Annotated in this window: 11 protein-coding genes; 5 read left to right on the top strand and 6 right to left on the bottom strand. The window is 72.2% G+C overall.

What is annotated here, in order from left to right:
- Positions 1–120 precede the first annotated feature (120 nt).
- The 5 genes from WMF39_RS29400 to WMF39_RS29380 all read right to left on the bottom strand — a co-directional run bounded on the left by WMF39_RS29400 (position 121) and on the right by WMF39_RS29380 (position 6,054).
- Positions 121–1,383 carry a glucose-1-phosphate adenylyltransferase gene (locus WMF39_RS29400; RefSeq protein WP_437739802.1) on the bottom strand — a complete coding sequence of 421 codons (1,263 nt, stop codon included), beginning with the start codon at positions 1,381–1,383 and terminating at the stop codon, positions 121–123.
- 96 nt (positions 1,384–1,479) lie between these two features.
- A complete protein-coding gene (locus WMF39_RS29395; RefSeq protein WP_437739801.1) occupies positions 1,480–3,141 on the bottom strand; it encodes a serine hydrolase domain-containing protein in 1,662 nt (553 codons plus the stop codon).
- A 203-nt stretch (positions 3,142–3,344) separates the two neighbouring features.
- On the bottom strand, positions 3,345–4,172 hold the full coding sequence (locus WMF39_RS29390; protein ID WP_437739800.1) for a TIGR02452 family protein: 828 nt from the start codon (positions 4,170–4,172) through the stop codon (positions 3,345–3,347).
- Positions 4,173–4,322: 150 nt separating this feature from the next.
- Positions 4,323–5,789: a hypothetical protein gene (locus tag WMF39_RS29385; RefSeq protein WP_437739799.1), complete on the bottom strand. Its 1,467-nt coding sequence runs from the start codon at positions 5,787–5,789 to the stop codon at positions 4,323–4,325.
- Positions 5,790–5,862: 73 nt separating this feature from the next.
- The gene (locus WMF39_RS29380; RefSeq protein WP_437739798.1) at positions 5,863–6,054 is read right to left on the bottom strand and encodes a hypothetical protein; all 192 of its coding nucleotides are present in this window, start codon (positions 6,052–6,054) and stop codon (positions 5,863–5,865) included.
- Positions 6,055–6,631: 577 nt separating this feature from the next.
- Here WMF39_RS29380 and WMF39_RS29375 point away from each other — a divergent pair.
- The 3 genes from WMF39_RS29375 (at position 6,632) to yddG (ending at position 9,518) form a co-directional block, all read left to right on the top strand.
- Positions 6,632–7,459, top strand: coding sequence for a matrixin family metalloprotease (locus WMF39_RS29375; protein WP_437739797.1), 828 nt, complete (start codon positions 6,632–6,634; stop codon positions 7,457–7,459).
- A 132-nt stretch (positions 7,460–7,591) separates the two neighbouring features.
- Positions 7,592–8,383, top strand: a complete 792-nt coding sequence (locus WMF39_RS29370; protein ID WP_437739796.1) for a helix-turn-helix domain-containing protein — start codon at positions 7,592–7,594, stop codon at positions 8,381–8,383.
- A 181-nt stretch (positions 8,384–8,564) separates the two neighbouring features.
- Positions 8,565–9,518 carry an aromatic amino acid exporter YddG gene (yddG, locus tag WMF39_RS29365; RefSeq protein WP_437739795.1) on the top strand — a complete coding sequence of 318 codons (954 nt, stop codon included), beginning with the start codon at positions 8,565–8,567 and terminating at the stop codon, positions 9,516–9,518.
- 43 nt (positions 9,519–9,561) lie between these two features.
- On the opposite strand, the gene WMF39_RS29360 is transcribed toward yddG, so the two are convergent.
- Complete coding sequence (locus WMF39_RS29360; RefSeq protein WP_437739794.1) at positions 9,562–10,968, bottom strand: serine/threonine protein kinase; 1,407 nt, start codon at positions 10,966–10,968, stop codon at positions 9,562–9,564.
- Between the two features lie 184 nt (positions 10,969–11,152).
- Here WMF39_RS29360 and WMF39_RS29355 point away from each other — a divergent pair, with 184 nt between their 5' ends.
- Positions 11,153–12,052 (top strand): hypothetical protein, encoded by a 900-nt coding sequence (locus WMF39_RS29355; RefSeq protein WP_437739793.1) that lies wholly within the window; start codon positions 11,153–11,155, stop codon positions 12,050–12,052.
- Between the two features lie 8 nt (positions 12,053–12,060).
- Positions 12,061–16,068, top strand: a complete 4,008-nt coding sequence (locus WMF39_RS29350; protein WP_437739792.1) for a protein kinase domain-containing protein — start codon at positions 12,061–12,063, stop codon at positions 16,066–16,068.
- Positions 16,069–16,187: the final 119 nt, after the last annotated feature.

The raw sequence follows: 16,187 nt of genomic DNA, 5'->3' as shown, positions 1-16,187 counted from the left end.
AGTGGCCGGGCGCAGCGGCGGCGTTCTGCCTACCTACCTACCCGGCCTACCCGCGCGGCGCGCCCCTTCCGCCCGCGCGCCCAGCCGCCGTCCCCTCGGCGGCCGGGGCGCGGTCCGCGCTCAGATGACCGTGCCCGGCGGGACGACGGCGTTCTTCGGGACGACGACGATGCCCTCCCGGGCCGCGTAGTACGGGGCGTCGGTGTCCGGCCGATCGGGGATGTTGCGGATCACCACCCCGTCGCCGATGCGCGCGTTCTTGTCGATGATCGCGCCGTCGATCGTGCACCCCCGGCCGATGCCGATGGGCGGCAGACCCCTCGTGCTCTCGGGGCCGTGGGCCTGGAACAGGGACTCGTAGTCCGCGCCCATCATGACCGTGTTCGACATGGAGACGTGGGGCCCGATGGAGGAGAGCTGCCCGACGACCGACCGGGAGATCTTCGACTCGATGATCCGGCTCCCCTCGGCGAGGAGCACCTGGTCGAGGACCGAGCCGGCGGTGACGTGGGCCGGGGGGAAGAACTGCGGGCGCGTGTAGATCGGCCGCTGCGGGTCGTAGAACGAGAACGGAGGATCGGAGTCCGTGAGCGCGAGGCTGGCCTCGTAGTAGCTGCGGATCGTGCCGATGTCCTCCCAGTACCCGTCGAACGTGTAGGTCATCATCCGATGGGTGTCGAGCGCCCGGGGGAGGATGTGGCTGCCGAAGTCGGAGGCGTTGTCGTGCTCGAGCATCTCGTAGAGCGCCTTCGCGCTGAAGATGTAGACGCCCATCGAGGCGAGCCACGGGTTCGCCGGATCGGGCACCTGCCGCACGTTGTCGAGCAGCTTCATGTCCTTCGGCTTCTCGACGAACTTGACCACACGCCCGGTGTCGTCGGTGTCCACGATGCCGAGGCGCGACACCTCGGCCGTCGGGACGGGGCGGACGGCGAGCGTGACGTCGGCCCGGGTCTCGCGGTGGTGCTCGAGGAAGGGCTCGTAGTCCATGCGGTAGAGGTGATCGCCCGAGAGGATCATGACGTCCCGCGGGTTCGGCGATTTCACCTCGACGAGCTGCTTGCGGACGGCGTCGGCGGTGCCCTGGTACCAGTCGCTGTGGGTCGGCGTCTGCTCGGCCGCGAGGATCTGCACCGCGCCGGCGGAGAAGACGTCGAATCGGTACGTCTGCGTGATGTGGTTGTGGAGCGAGACCGAGTTGAACTGCGTGAGGATGTGGATGCGGTTGAAGCCCGAGTTGAGGCAGTTGCTGATCGGGATGTCGACCAGCCGGTACTTGCCGCCGGTCGGGACCGCTGGCTTCGAGCGCAGCTTGGTGAGCGGGTAGAGGCGGCTTCCTACGCCTCCGCCGAGGATCAAAACCACCACGTCGTTGTGCTTCAAGCGGGTCTCCGCGAGGTGAGGGGGACGGTTCGACGCCCGGGACGATGGGCGCGGTTACACTATCAGGTGTGGCGCTACAATCGGGCTGCAGATCGCTCAGCGGCAGCGGGCTGGGCGGTCGCTCGGGCCGGGGGCTTCCCGGGCGATCGCCCCGGTCTGCTCCTCCACGCTGAGCGACGTGATCCGCGCGTCCGGCGAGGTGTCCACACGCACGGCCAGCGAGAGCGCGCCGCGCTCGCAGCGCAGGCCGAAGCGCGCCGCCGTGGCGCTCTCCACCACGGCGGAGCCGTCGAGCGCGCACGCCCCCACCCGCGCGCCGGCGTCGCGCAGCGCCTTTCGCAGGGAGGCGAGGTGAGCCTCCGGGAACCAGCCGGGCCTGAGCCTGCGATCGAGCGCCCCCGTGCGCGCGCGGCCGATGACCGAGGCGACGGCCTGGGCGGCGCGGCGCACGGGCGGGGAGGGCGGGACGACGCGCGCCTCCATGGCGCCGGTCGCCGCGAGCTGGCCGAGCACGTCCGCGTTGAGCGACTCGAGATCGGCGCCGGCGACGTTGGCGAGCGCGACGACGCCGACGCCCCGCTGCGGGAGGAGCGTCACCGACGCGGAGAAGCCGTCGATCAGGCCGTTGTGGAAGACCACGTGGCCGAGGTCGCAGTCCTCGCGCACGTGCCAGCCGAGCCCGGGGCCGTCGTCGCCGCCGGCGGCCGGGAACGCCGAGCCGTTGCGCGCCATCAGGTGCGACTCGCGCACCGTGCTCCGCCGCAGGGCCCCTGCCTCGGGCGCGTCGCGCGCGGGCCAGGCGGCGAGCTCGAACCCGACGAAGCGACCCATGTCGGCGAGGCTCGCGTAGAGCCCCGCGGTCGCCTCGGAGGCCCCGAGCCGCCAGGGCTGGATCGGCGCGACCGCGCCGTCGTCGACGCCGCGCGCGTGGGGCGACGCGAGCTCGCCGGGCGGCACCTGCGACGGGTCCCAGGCGGCGTCGCGCATGCCGAGCGGCCCGAGCACCGCGTCGCTCATGTAGCGCCGGTACGGCACGCCGGCGGCGCGCGCGACGACCAGCCCGAGGAGCGAATAGCCGAGGTTCGAGTAGGAGGTCGCGGTGCCCGGCGCGCTCTCGAGCCCGAAGCCGTCGAGCGTGGCCAGGATCTCCCGCTCGGTGACGTCGCGCGACGTCGACGCCGGGGGGAACACGCCGAGCCGCGGCAGGCCGGAGCTGTGCGTGAGCAGGTCGCGGACGGTGATCTGCCGCGCGTCGCGCGTCGGGTAGACGACGCCGGTGAGCGCCGGCAGGTAGCGCGCCGCCGGGGCGTCGATCGACAGCCGCCCTTCGTCGCGGAGCCGCAGTATCGCCGTCGCGGTCAGCGGCTTGGTGACGGAGCCGATGCGGAAGCGCGTGTGCTCGTCGACCGCTCCGCCCGCCGCGGCGTTCCGCACGCCGAGCACCGCCTGGATCGCGAGCTCCCCGTCGATGACGACGCCGAGCGCGAGCGCCGGCAAGCGCTCCCTCTCCGCGGCGCGCCGCGCGAGCGCCTGCACGTCGGCCGCCGCCGCGCGGAGCTTCCGCCCGCGCTCCGGATCGGGGAAGCGCGGCGTCGGCGCGGGCTCGCTGGCGAAGCGCTGGTCGAGCGGCGCCGCGGTCCCCTGCGCGACGGCCCGCGGCGCGGGCGCGGCCTGTGTGCACCCGCAGAGGAGCAGGGGTGACGCGGAGAAGACGGCCGCGGCGAGGAGCGCGGCGAGCCTGTCGTCGATCGTCCTCAAGTCGGAGCCATGACTCTCGCTCTTCGATCGCGACCCGACAATTCGAAACGGACCCGGTGGAAGGGGTCAGTCCTCGATTGTAGCGGTGGAGGTAGGCGGGGAGCACGACGTCCACGCAGCTCTGGGGTGGGGATCCCACGGTGTGATCCGCGCGGGGCCGTGACGGCGCGCGCGGGATCGGAGGCGCCGGCGGCAGTACGCGCCTACGCCCGCGCGAACCGCTCCTGGAAGGCCCGGTAGTTCGGCCGATCGGCGCTCCGGTCGTACACCGCGAACACCACGCGCGAGAACGCGCCGCGGAAGCGCGGGCGCTCGAGGCACCGGGCGAAGACGTCGGCGACCTCGCGCGGATCGTTGCGGAAGACGCCGCACCCCCACGCCCCGAGGACCAGGCACCGGTGCCCGTGCGCGCCCGCCGCGGCGAGCACCATGTCCGCGCGGCGCTCCAGGGCGGCCCGGATCTCCTGATCCGTGGCGTCGTCGCGCTGGAACGCCTCGCCGGCGTTCGGCGCCGGCGCCGTGATGATCGACAGCGCGAACGGCCGGTCGAGGAGGGCGTGCTGCTCGTCGCGGAAGAACGGCACGTCCGGCGAGTAGATGATGTGGTCGGTATAGAGAAAGCTCCCGCAGGCCCGGTTCTGGTCGTAATACTCGCGCTGCTCGACAAGGGACGCGTACAGCGCCGAGCACCTGGCGAGGTCCTCCTCCTGGGCCTTGGCCCCGCGCAGGAACCCGCCCCCGGGGTTCTTGGCGGAAGCGAAGTTGAGGGCCATGACGCGGGCCTCGCCCTCCTGCTCGATGAGCCGCCGCCCCGCCGCCCCCGTGGTCTCGCCGGTGACCTCGATCACCGCCGGGCCATCGCGGCGCTCCTTCGGCTCCCAGGCGTCGAGTGATCCGGGCCGGTAAAGCACGGTCCCCTTCACCGCGGCGAGCACGCGGTCGCGGATGCGAACGGTCGCGCCCGAGGGCGCGATGTACTCGCCACGACTCGCGATCTGCACGGTCTCAGCGGCGATGCCGGTCAGCTTCATGCGCCCAAGGATTGGCGAGCCGCGGCCGCTCGTCCAGCGAAACGCGCGGCGCGGGCGCGGCGGGGCGCGCAGCTCCCTCTGCCGGAGGCGCAGGCGGGCCGGCGATTTCCTCCAGTCAGCGTTCGCCCGCGCTCCCCTCCCTGCGCCGCGTCAGCGCCGCACGGAGAAGAGCGCCCACTGTCCGTCGCGCGCGGCGAGCTCGAGCCGCTCGTGGGCGAGCAGCGCGGGCGAGGGCGAGCGCAGCAGGACGTAGTCGAACCTCGTGAGCTCCGGGTGGCGGAGCCAGCTCGGGCCGAGCCCTGGCATCGGGTTCTTGCCGTCCACGTACTGAATGAAGTTCATCCCGTAGCCTGCATAGGAGCTGTTCGGCAGGCCGCCGTGGCGCACCGTGGCGATCTCCTGGATCGCGCGGAGCGGCTTGACGGGGAACGCCTCCGTCGCCCCCCACGCGTCGAGGGGCGCCAGCAGCGTTTGGCCGTGAGATAGCCTGTCGATGAGCCGGGAGGCGCCGACCGTCTCTCGGTGGAAGTCGACGAAGCGCCCGCAGAGGTGGAGGAGCAGGGCGCCGCCGCCGATCGCCATCGAGGCGAGGAGGCCCGCTCTCGGCGCGGGGCGCGCCGGCAGGCTCCAGGCGAAGGTGAAGAGCAGCGCGGCCATCCAGGGGTGCCGGTTGTTGATCCCCTCGACCCCGAGGCAATACGACGGGAGGACCAGGTGACAGACCACGCTGGCGAGCGCGAGCACGGCGAACGCGTTCGGGACCCGGTACCGGGCGGTCGGGGACTCGGGTGACGCGTGGGGCGCGGCGAGCTCAGCGGTGGCGCCGGCGACGATGAGCAGCGCGAAGAGGAGCACGTAGCCGACCGAGATCGGGAGGAGGACCCCGACGAACTCGGGGAGCTGCGCTGCGTTCTCGAAGAAGGGCGGCCACGCCGCGACAGGGCCGGGGACCGGGGCGCCGGAGGGCCTCGTGAGCACCGACATGCCCACCCAGACCGCGAACAGGGCGAGCGACGGCGTGAGCGGGAGCAGCGCCCGCCATCGCTCCCGCGGCCCCGGCGCCCTCCAGAGCGCCCAGAGCAGCGCGACGTCGAGGAGGAGCTGGGCCAGCGCGAGCGCGTGCCACAGGAGCAGGGCGACAGCGATCGCGGCGAGGCCGACGCCGAGGCGCGGGGTCGGGCGATCGAGCCATCGCACCGCGACGGCCAGGCCCAGCACGACGAGCGGAGGGGCCGTCGCGAACGCGAAGAAGCCGCCGCTCACCCAGTACGAGTGCACGAGGGGGAAGACGAGCAGCACGCACCAGCGATCCCGCCGGAGCACGCGGAGGAGGAGCATCGAGGCGGCGGGCAGGGCGACGGTGTACGCGGTGAGGAGGACCTTGCCCGCGATCTCGATGGAGCTCACGGCCGCGATCGCCCGCGCGAGGAGGATCGGCAGGACGAGCGGCGCGATGGGCCATCCTGTCGTGTAGGTGCCGTGAAAGGGCGAGGCGGGATCCCCGTGGTCCTGGAACGCTCGGACGAACGTCAGGAACGGTGGGTAATCCATCATCGGCAGGAGGTCGGTCAGCCAGAAAGGCACCGCCGCGAGGAGCGTCAGCGTGAAGACCGTCACTCCATGGGCCCAATGAGCCCAGGGGAGTCGTGCGCCGGGACGTTCCATGGCCTGGTCGAGGTGAGGGGATTACTCAGCGGGGCGCCGTCGAACTGCTCGGGCGCCATGTAGAGAAGAGCGTCGGGTGCATGATCTTGAGCGCGCGCCGCCGGTTCGTCTCGATGTGTGCGGCCTCGTACACGGCGCCCATGCCGCCGACGCCGATGACGGGCCCGAGGCGGTAGCGCCCCGCGAACACGGTGCCCTCCGCGAACGCGAACGTCATCGGCGGCCGCCTCCATCGGCGCGCGCGCCCCGCGGGGGTCGCCGCCGCGCGCGGGCGCGCCGCCATGTCCCTCTCCCCGGCATGGATGCCACGATTTTCTGTTCGCGCCGTGCCGTCAAGCCCTCGATCGCAGGCCGTCGCGCCGTACGCCACCCCGGCAGCGCGCAGCGCACGATCACGACGCCCGACGCTGCTCGCGCGATGGAACCAGCACGACGGCGGGACGAAGCCCCATCGATCGACCGCCTCGATCCGGTCCCGGCGGCGCGCGCTGCGCGCTCTGCTTCGATCTCGATACGCAAGTCCTTGCACAGGTGCGCAAGCACCCGCTCCACACGTGTGGACTCCTTCGCTCCGCGCTTGACCTCTGGACCGCAAAGTCACGCCATCGCGCGTGCGGCACGTCGCTTGCCAATATCGGACAGCGAAACCGGACGCCATCCGCGTCAGTACCAGCAGTCGAGTCGGCCCGGACCGCCGTGGGGGTCCCGTGGCGCCGTCCGGCGGAGCTCACTGCGGCGCTGCGCGCCCTCGCCTGACCCGAGAGGGAAAGGCATGAACGAGAGGTACTTGTATGATGAGTCATCTGTCTACGAAGTCTCTTGGTCTCCTCGTCTTGTCGCTCGCGTCGGTCGGGTGCGCCGCCGGCGCGCCTGGGGGAGCGGAGATCTCCGAGCAGGTCGGCGATACGGAGGTGAGCTTCGACGAGTTCGAGGCTCGCACCTACCGTGAGCCGGAGAGCGGCATCTACATCGTCGACGGCGACATTCCCGTCGAGGGCCTCGACGGGCTCGAGCGGTTCTATGAGCGCCACGTCCAGCGCGGAGCGCTCATCGTCGATCAGAGCCGTGGAAGGGACGTGAGGTGGAGCGACAGGGAGAAGCGGAACCTCAGCTACTGCGTGAGCGAGGCGTTCGGTGACGACCATGGCGCGGTGGTCTCCGCGATGGAGAGCGCCGCCGCGGCGTGGGAGGAGGTGGCGGGCGTCCGCTTCGTTCACAGCGCAGACCAGGACGACGCGTGTGATGCGCGCAACAAGAGGGTCGTCTTCGACGTGCGCCCGGTCGAGGGGCAGCCGTACTACGCGCGCGCGTTCTTCCCCGACAGCTCGCGCCGCGCGCGCAATCTCCTCATCGACTCGACCGCCCTCGGCCCGCTGGATCTCTGGACGCTCACGGGCGTCCTGCGGCACGAGCTCGGCCACGCGCTCGGGTTCCGGCACGAGCACACGCGGCCCGAGGCGGGCGCCTGCTTCGAGGACGACGGCTGGCGCGCCCTGACGTCGTACGACGCGGGCTCGGTGATGCACTATCCGTGGTGCAACGGCACGAACTGGGGCGACCTCGACCTGACGGAGCACGACGCGCGCGGCGCCGCAGCCCTGTACGGCCCGCCCTGCCGGTGAGCTCCGCCCCGCGGCGCGCGCTGCGTCCCGCGCGCGCTGCGTGCCGCGCGCCGCGCCGGCGGGAGCGCTGGCGAGGTAGGGAGCCCGAGGGGCCATGGCGCGCGCGCGCCGCGCGTGAGATCATGGCGCGTCATGGATGAGGTCGAGCTCGGCGTCCGGCGATACTCGGCCGAGGTGGTCGCGCACCGCCACGCGCACCACCAGCTGGTCTTGCCTCTGGAAGGCGCGATAGCGCTCTCGATGGACGGTCGAGAGCTCATGGCATCCGGGCTCTCGGGTGCTCTCGTCCCGTGCGGCACCCGCCACGCTTTCGCGGCGCCGGACCGGAATCGCTTCCTCGTCATCGATGTGCCGCCCGCCTCCGCGGAAGCCCTCGGCGCCGCGCCGTGGTTCGAGCGGATCGCCGGCGGGTCGATCGCCCTCGACGCCGCTGCCGCGCACCTGGTCCGGACCGCGGCGGACGAGCTCGACCGGGGCGGCTCGGTCGCGCTGCGCCGGCAGTGGGCGGGGCTGCTCGTGCTCACGCTGGCCGAGCGCGGGGCGCGCGGCGCGCTCGGCCCGATGCGCGCCCCGGAGAAGCTGCGCCGCGCGCTGCGCTTCCTCGAGGACCACGCGCACGAGCCGCTCACCGTCGCGGACGTGGCTGCCCGGGCTGAGCTGAGCCCGGGGCACCTCCACCATCTGTTCCGCACGGTCCTCGGGACGACGGTGCAGGAGCGCATCGCGGATCTGCGCCTCGCGCGCGCGACCGACCTCCTGTCCCGCACCGAGCTCGGGATCGCGGAGATCGCGATCCGCTGCGGCTATGCCGACCAGAGCTGCCTGACCCGCAGCCTGCGGCGCCGCCGCGGCGTGACCCCGGCGGCCCTGCGTCGCGCGGTCCGGGCCGAGAGTCGGGGCGAGCCGCGGCGCAGGCGAGCGTAGTCGCGCTGCAGGCGCGCAGCCCAGGCACAGCGAGCCGTGGCGCGGGCGAATGTCGCTGGGGCGCGAGCCCGTAGCCCCGGCACAGGACGGCGGAGCCTGAGCCAAGACGGCGGCCGGCCGGCGCGCCATGCTCGGCGCCATGTCGGACACGACGCACGGCGCCGCCCTAACGGACGCGGCGATGGCAGCGACGCCAGCGGCGCGCCCCTCGCGGCGAGCCGCCACCCTGGCGGGCGTCGCGGCGATCGGGCTCTGGGGCAGCCTCGCCCTGCTCTCGACCTCGGTGCGCAGGTTGCCGCCGCTCCAGGTGCTCTCGTCGACGTTCGCGGTCGCGGCGCTCCTCGGCGCGGCGCGGCTCGCCCGGCGCGGCGGGGGCGGCCTCGGCGCGCTGCGCCAGCCGCTCGGCAGCTGGATCCTCGGCGTGGGCGGGCTGTTCGGTTATCACGCCCTCTATTTCTATGCGCTCTCCGCGGCGCCGCCCGTGCAGGTCAGCATCATCTCGTACCTGTGGCCGCTGCTCATCGTCCTGCTCTCGGCGGCGCTCCCCGGCGGGCGCCTGCGCGGCAGGCACGTGGTTGGGGCGCTGCTCGGGCTCGCGGGCGTCTGGACGCTCGTCGCCGGCGGGGGCACCGTCCGCCTGAGCGCCACACACACGCCCGGTTACCTGGCCGCGCTCGGCTGCGCGCTCCTCTGGTCGACGTACTCGGTGCTCCAGCGCCGCTTCGCCGAGGTCCCTGCCGACGCCATCGCAGGCTCCTGCGCCGCGACGGCCGCCCTGGGCCTGGCCGGGCACCTCGCGTTCGAGCGCACGGTCGTGCCCACGGCCGGAGAGGCGCTCGGCCTGCTCGCGCTCGGGCTCGGCCCCGTGGGGGTCGCGTTCTTCGCGTGGGATCACGCGACGAAGCACGGCGACGTGCCGCAGCTCGGGGTGCTGTCCTACGGCGCGCCGATCCTCTCGACGCTGCTGCTCTGCGTCGCCGGCCACGCCGAGGCGAGCGCCCAGCTGCTCGCCGCCTGCGCCCTCGTGGCTCTAGGCGGCCTCGTGTCGACCGCGCCCGCGGCGAACGTCGGCACCGGCACCCGCGGGCCGTCGACGTTCGCACGCTGGATCACCCGCCCTCGATCGCGGCGCTGACGCGCCCGCGATCGAGGGCGCTCTCTTTCGTTGCGGCTCGTGGCTACGCGCGGCGTGTGGGGGTCGGCTCGTCGTCCAGCAGGCCCACGTTCGCGCTCGGCGTCGCGAACACCCCCTGCACGTCGTCGGCCGGAGCCCAGTGCCCCGCGCACATGAGCGCGCCCCCGGTGATCTCGGGCTGCGGCGAGAGGCGGGCCTGCACGTCGTCCGCGTGCACGCACACGTTGACGTGCACGCGCGGGTCCGCTTCCGGTCGCTGGGCCAGCGCCCGGTGCACGGCGGTCGCGAGCTCGATCGCTGCGCGCCGCTCCCGTAGCTCCCCGGCGGCGTTTGCCGGGAGGAGGCGAACGCCGAGCACCTCGTTGCCGGTGATCGACGCGAGGATGAAGCCTGCGCGCGAGAGCTGCGACTCGGCGATGTCGAGCACCCGACCGATGTCGAAGGTCAGCGCGTCGTCCAGCTCGCCGGCGTCGCCGCGGGTCCGGACCTCCAGGTAGACCGCCACCGCGGGGTGCGTCGGGTCGGGCCCGCTCGGCATGCCCGACGCGGGCCCGCCGATGGCGTCCCTGAGCGCGCGCATCAGCTCCTCGACCGAGCCAAAGCGCCGCTCCCGCCGCTTCTCCATGCACCGCAGCACCACCGCGTCGAGCTCGATGGGCAGCGGGACCCGCAGGCTCGGGGGCAGCGGCTGCTCCTCCAGGTGCTTCCGCACCATCTCGTCCATGTCGTGTGTGTGGAACGGCAACCGGCCCACCAGCATACGATGAAGGAGGACGCCAAGCGCATAGACGTCCACCCGCGCATCGATAGGACCGCCGAGGATCTGCTCTGGAGCCATGATGGATGGTGTCCCGGGCATACGTCCGGCGGTGGTGAGCCATGTCGACCCCTCCTCGGGCGCCATCATCTTTGCGATACCGAAATCGAGCAGCTTCACGGTACGTGGCGGGCTCGAGCAGATGAAGATGTTGCTCGCCTTCACATCCCTGTGAACGATGCCCGCTGTGTGCGCGGCTGCTAGCGCTGCGCACACAGGTTCCATCAGCTCCAGGGTCTCGCGTGGTGTGAGCCGTGTCTGGGACCGGATCAGCGCGTCGAGCGTCTGGCCCTCGAGGCGCTCCATGACATAGAATGGCTGATAGTTGTTCAGCTCACCAACTCCGTAGATTTCCACAATATTGGGGTGGGATATCGACCGCAGCACCTCGATCTCGCGTGCGAACCGATCGACCACGCGGCGAGAGTGGGCCACCGCCTCGCTCAGCACCTTGACCGCGGCGGGTCTGCCCGATTGGACGTGCCTCGCTCCGTAGACCACACCGCAGCCGCCACGCGCGATGAATCCTTCGAGGATGTACTCGCCCGCCAGGGTGCCCGGCGGGAACTCGCCGCGCGCGGTCGACCTCTCGAAATCCGAAAACGGCCTGGTCTCGTCTTCTTCGTCGCTCATCTGCTCCTCCGCGCCGTGCGTCGCGATGCGTCGCGGTGCGTTACAGCCCTGCTGCCAGCGAGCGCTCTGGATCGAACGCATCCTTTACTAAAGCGCTATGCAGAAGCATTTCGAAATGGTAACTTAAACTTTGCGGCTACTCGACCTTAAACGCCAAATCGCGGCGATGAAAAGGGGGACCGTCATGGTTCTTTGCTGTGCACGAAGTGTCGCGGTCTTCGCATTACCTCTGCTTACCGCTGCCTGCATCGGAGCCGAGATCGACGAGCAGGCGGAGGAGCTCGTCGGGGAGGCCGAGAGCGAGCTCATTACCGCGAACGGCGCCCTCCCGAACGCGATGATCCCGAACGCGATGATCCCGAACGCGCTGGTCCCGAACGCGCTGGTCCCGAACGCGCTGGTCCCGAACGCGCTGGTCCCGAACGCGCTGGTCCCGAACGCGCTGTCGGCCATCAAGAATTCAGGAGCCGCCGGCGTCGTGTCGAGGGAGCTCCTGCGCTACATCGTGAGCTGTTCGCTGCGCGCCGACCAGACGTTCTCGTTCTCGTGGACCGACAGCAGCGGGGTCGCCCACCCAGAGGTGTTCCGCGGCGACCTCGGCTACGCGCACTGGTGGGCGAGCGGTGGCATCAGCAACGATACCTATGTCCAGCATCAGATCTCGGCGTGCATCGCCGCGCGGGTAAACTGGTACGGCGTTTCGGTGAACATCTCCATGCGCAACAACGAGATGTCGTCGACTCCGGCGGAGCGTGCGGCCTATCCGGTGAGAGAGGGCGCGTTCTGGGGCAACATCTTCGCCGCGACACCCTATCTGGGGGCCTGCTACGATTCGGTGGGCTACGTTCGTGCGCGCCAGGTGCAACGCGACTGCGCGGCCGGCCACGTCGAGACCAACCCGACGACCGGGGAGGTCACTTGGCAGCAGTGTGGATCCATGGTGATCTGGGGCTCGTGCAATCAGCTGTGCAACGGGATCGACACCAACGCCGGCTTCTTCAGGGGGTGTGTCACGAACTATTTCGTCAACCCTTACGCTCGCACGGACCAGGTGGTGACCACATTCTTGACGGCCGGCCCCTAGGAGAGTGAATGGGCTCGGAAGCCCTGCGAGACGAGCAGCCGGAACGCGTGACCCAGGAAGCGGGGCGCTGTCCGGCTTGCGGGCGGCGGAATCAGGGCGCGTGCCCCGAGTGCGCGCAGTCCGCTCGGCCGCCGTCTGGCCAGTCGTCGATTCCTCCGGAGATCACGGAGGTCGTCCCCGTCGCTTTGCCTCGTTTCCCCGGCTACTGGACCCGCAGGACGCTGGGGCAGGGCGGCTTCGGCCTCGTCTTCGAGGCCGAGCCGGAGGGCGGTGGCGCGCGCGTGGCCATCAAGCTCGCGCGCGCCGATCGCCGCGGCACAGGCCAGCGCCTCCGGGATGAGGTCGAGGCGCTCTCGGCCATCGGTGCCCCCCACGTGCCGGCCGTGCACGCGTGGGGGGCGCTGGACGACGGCTCGCCTTACGCGGTGATCGAGCACATCGCCGCGCCCACGCTCGCCTCCCGTCTCGCGACGCGCCCTGCGCCGCAGATCGAGGAGGCCGCTCGGCTCGGGCTCGCCACGCTCGCGACCCTCGAGGCCGTGCACGCGCGCGGCTACGTGCACTGCGACCTCAAGCCCGAGAACATCCTCGTCGATGAGGCGAAGGCGACGCTCATCGACCTCGGCATCGCCCGCGTCGTGGGGTGGCGCTACGACGGGCAGGACGAGGACCTCGCCGTGGGGACGGCCGAGTACATGGCGCCGGAGCAGTCGGCCGGGTGGCCCGATCTCGACGCGCGCGCCGACATCTACGCGATGGGCGTCATCCTGTACGAGCTCTTCGCGGGCCGGCCACCGTTCTGGGGGCCGCGCGCGGCGGTGCTGGAGGACCATCGGAGCCGCAGACCGCCGCGCCTGTCGGCCAGCGCGGCCGTGCCGCGGGCGGTCGAGGAGGTGGTGCACCGCTGCCTGGCCAAGGAACGGAGCGAGCGGTTCGCGAGCGCGAGCGAGCTCCGCGTGGCGCTGGAGCGCGCGCTCCGGGACGAGGTCGCAGCGAGCGCGCCGGAGGGGTCGCGCTCCGCGGCCGGCATCGAGCGCCGCGTGATGGGGCTCCTGTTCTTCGAGAGCGCGGCCGATCGCATCGCGGTGCAGCGCAGGCTCCTGGCGCTCGGCGGCGAGCTCGCGCACGCCTCCGGCGCTCGTTACGTCGGCGTCTTCGGCCAGGAGGGGACGGCGAGCCCCGCGCGCCGCGCGCAGCGGGCGGCCGACGAGCTCCTGCGACGCGGGCTGTGCACGCGGGTCCTCATCGATCTCGCGCCTGTGTCGATCCAGGCGCGCCCGGATGGGACGCGGCGGTTCCTGAGCCCGCTCTTCTCGCGCGCCGAGCGGTGGCCGTCCGCCGCCGGGCCGCTGGGGCCTTTCCTCACGCCCGAGGCGTCGGCCGCGCTCCCCGAGCCGTCGCACGCCGCAGCGGGCGACGAGCTCCCGCCGGGCATCGAGGATCAGTCGCGGGACGCGACGCGCCCCGGCGGGTTCGTCGGCCGTCGCGACCTCCTCGAGCAGCTCACGCAGAGCGCCGAGGAGGCGCTCTGCATGAAGAAGCCCACGGTCGTCTCGGTGACGGGCGGGCCCGGCCACGGGAAGAGCCGCCTGTTCGTCGAGCTCGGCAAGCAGCTCCGGGAGCGCCAGCCGCACGCCCGGATCATCGAGCTGCGCGGGCAGGAGCCCACGAGCGGCGCCTCGGACGAGACGCTGCACGAGCTCGTGCGCAAGGCGCTCTGCGTGCCCGAGCAGCCCCCGGAGGGCGGTGTCCGCGGGGCGCTCCCGGAGTCGCTCGGTGCCGTGCTCGGCGAGGAGCTCCGCTTGGGGCTGGCGATGGCGCTCGGATGGGTGGACGAGCAGACGGGCGTCGACATCTTCCCCGAGCTCGAGGCGCTCCGGGCCGCGCCCGGCGCGCTTCGCTCGGCGCGCGTGCGGGCGGCGGGCGAGTGCCTGCGCCAGTGCGCGGCCGCGTCGCCCGTGATCATCCTCCTCGACGACGCGCACTTCGCCCACGACGCGACGCTCGCTGCGCTCGAGTACGCTGCGCTCGCGGACGAGGCTACGCCGCTGTGGATCTGCGCGATGGGGCGCCCGGCGTTCGCCGAGGCGCACCCCTCGTGGGGCGAGCGCGCCGCGCGACACGAGGCCCTGCGGCTCGAACCGCTGGACGACGAGAGCGCGCGGGCGCTCTGCAGGCGGCTGCTCCTGCCCGCGCGCGACGTGCCGGAGCCGGCGATCGATCGCCTGCTCGAGCGCTCGCAGCGGGTACCGCTCTTGCTCGTGGAGCTCGTGCACGGGCTCAAGCGCGAGGGGATCCTGCGCCGGCACCGGCGGGGCGACGCGTGGTACCTGGCGACCGACGAGCTCGAGCGCCTCCCTGTGCTGCCGTCGCTCGATCCGCTGGCACAGGCGGAGATCGCGGCGCTCGGGCCGGCGCTCGGGGCGCACGCGCGGCTCGTCTCGCTGCTTGGCGCAGAGGTGTCGATCGACGAGATCGCGGGCGTGCTGCGCCAGCTGGATCTCCGCGGCGACGGCGCGGCCTTCCCGCTCGATGCGCGCGTCGGGACCGAGCGGTTGCTGAAGGTGGGCGTGCTGGTCGGCGACCGGAAGGACCGGCTGCGCTTCCGCCACGCGCTGGTGCGGGAGGCGGTCGCGCAGGACGTCGCCGAGGCCGAGCGGCGGCGGATCCACCTGGCGGCGTACGAGCATCACCGCGAGGCGGCCCACGAGAGCCGGGAGCAGCGGCGGCTCAGGATCGCGCACCACGCGGCCGAGGCGGGGCTCGCGACGGTCGCGGAGGACGCGTACCTGGAGCTCGCCGAGCGGTCGCGGGCGCGGCACGCCTACGTGGAGGCGGAGCTCTACTACAGCCGGGCGCTCGCGCAGCCTGTCGAGGCGCCTGGGGTGCGGCGGAGGAAGGCGTATCGGGGCCGGGGGCTGATGCGTTACCGGCTGGGCCGCTACCACGACGCGCTCGGGGATCTCGATCGCGGGCGCACGATGGCGACCCTGGAGGGCGACGTGATCGAGCAGATCGAGATCCTGCTCGACGAGGCCACGGCGCTCGACTGGATGAACGACTACGGCCGATCGAAGCAGCGCGTGGAGGAGGCGAGGGCGCTCGCGCGCGGCGATCTGCCGCCCGCGCTGGCGGCGCGGCTCTCGATGGCGGTGGCGCGCTCGCTGAAGCGTGAGAGCCGGGAGGAGGAGTCGGCGCAGGAGTTCGAGCGTGCGGCGGCGCAGGCAGAGGGGCTGGGCGACGAGGGCTACGAGACGCTCGTGGTGTCGCTGCTCGTCCTGGGCTCGATCTACCCGGGGTTGGGAAAGCTGGACGAAGCAGGCGCGGTGCTGGATCGGGCGATCCGAATGTGCGAGGAGCGCGGCGATCTCCTGCACCTCGCATCGGTGATCAACGTCCGGGCGCTCCTGCGGGCCTGTCTCGGGGACAGCGCGGGGATGATCCTGGACTTTTGCCGACTGGTCACCGTCTCGCGCGAGCTGGGTCTCGGGATGATGGAACTCGTGAGCGAGTTTAACCTGGGAGAGTACCTTTACCTGATGGGCAATCTGGACGCGGCGACACCGCACGTCGAGCGGGCCGTATCGCTGGAATGCCAGCAGCGCGGGGAGGAGGCGCGCCCGGTGGTGCATCTCCTCCTGGCGAGGATGCTCCTCTACCGCGGCGAGGGGAGCAGGGCGCGGGAGATCATCGAGGCGATCCGGGTGCAGCAGGCGAAGGCCGTCGTAGCGGGGCGCGACGACACGGCGATGGCTCCCGCGGAAGAGGTGCTGTGGTCGATGGTCGATCTGGCGACGCGGGACGCGAGCGCAGAGGAGTGGGACGAGCTGGAGGAGCGATCTGCCCGGTTCTCGGTGGGGCAGGAGCAGATCGAGGTCATCGAGGCGCGCGCACGGGCCCTCTCGCGAGGAGACCGCCACGAGGAGGCGAAGGCGGCGCTCGAGCGAGCGATCGAGGTAGCCGGGCGGATCCCCAACGTCATGCGGGAGCGGCTCGAGCGGCAGCGAGGGAGCTAGCCCGGATGCTCCATGAGCCGCTCACGCCGGCTCGTGACCCACGGATTCAGCACCACGCGTACGAGAAACAGGCCTCCAGGTGGCTCGTTGCTTCGCGCAGCGCTCGCAGAAATTGACGC

Origin of the sequence: Sorangium sp. So ce1504, from assembly GCF_051521635.1 — a bacterium.
Classification (GTDB): domain Bacteria; phylum Myxococcota_A; class Polyangia; order Polyangiales; family Polyangiaceae; genus Sorangium; species Sorangium cellulosum_B.
Note: the sequence above shows the minus strand (reverse complement) of the source record. Positions and strands in the feature narration are given on the sequence as shown.

What these genes read in the sequence shown, in the direction of transcription:
- WMF39_RS29390 (WP_437739800.1), bottom strand. Translation starts at nt 4,172, where the DNA reads ATGAAGCTGACCGGCATCGCCGCTGAGACCGTGCAGATCGCGAGTCGT.
- WMF39_RS29380 (WP_437739798.1), bottom strand. Translation starts at nt 6,054, where the DNA reads ATGACGTTCGCGTTCGCGGAGGGCACCGTGTTCGCGGGGCGCTACCGC.
- WMF39_RS29375 (WP_437739797.1), top strand. Translation starts at nt 6,632, where the DNA reads ATGAGTCATCTGTCTACGAAGTCTCTTGGTCTCCTCGTCTTGTCGCTC.
- WMF39_RS29370 (WP_437739796.1), top strand. Translation starts at nt 7,592, where the DNA reads ATGGATGAGGTCGAGCTCGGCGTCCGGCGATACTCGGCCGAGGTGGTC.
- yddG (WP_437739795.1), top strand. Translation starts at nt 8,565, where the DNA reads ATGGCAGCGACGCCAGCGGCGCGCCCCTCGCGGCGAGCCGCCACCCTG.
- WMF39_RS29360 (WP_437739794.1), bottom strand. Translation starts at nt 10,968, where the DNA reads ATGAGCGACGAAGAAGACGAGACCAGGCCGTTTTCGGATTTCGAGAGG.
- WMF39_RS29355 (WP_437739793.1), top strand. Translation starts at nt 11,153, where the DNA reads ATGGTTCTTTGCTGTGCACGAAGTGTCGCGGTCTTCGCATTACCTCTG.
- WMF39_RS29350 (WP_437739792.1), top strand. Translation starts at nt 12,061, where the DNA reads ATGGGCTCGGAAGCCCTGCGAGACGAGCAGCCGGAACGCGTGACCCAG.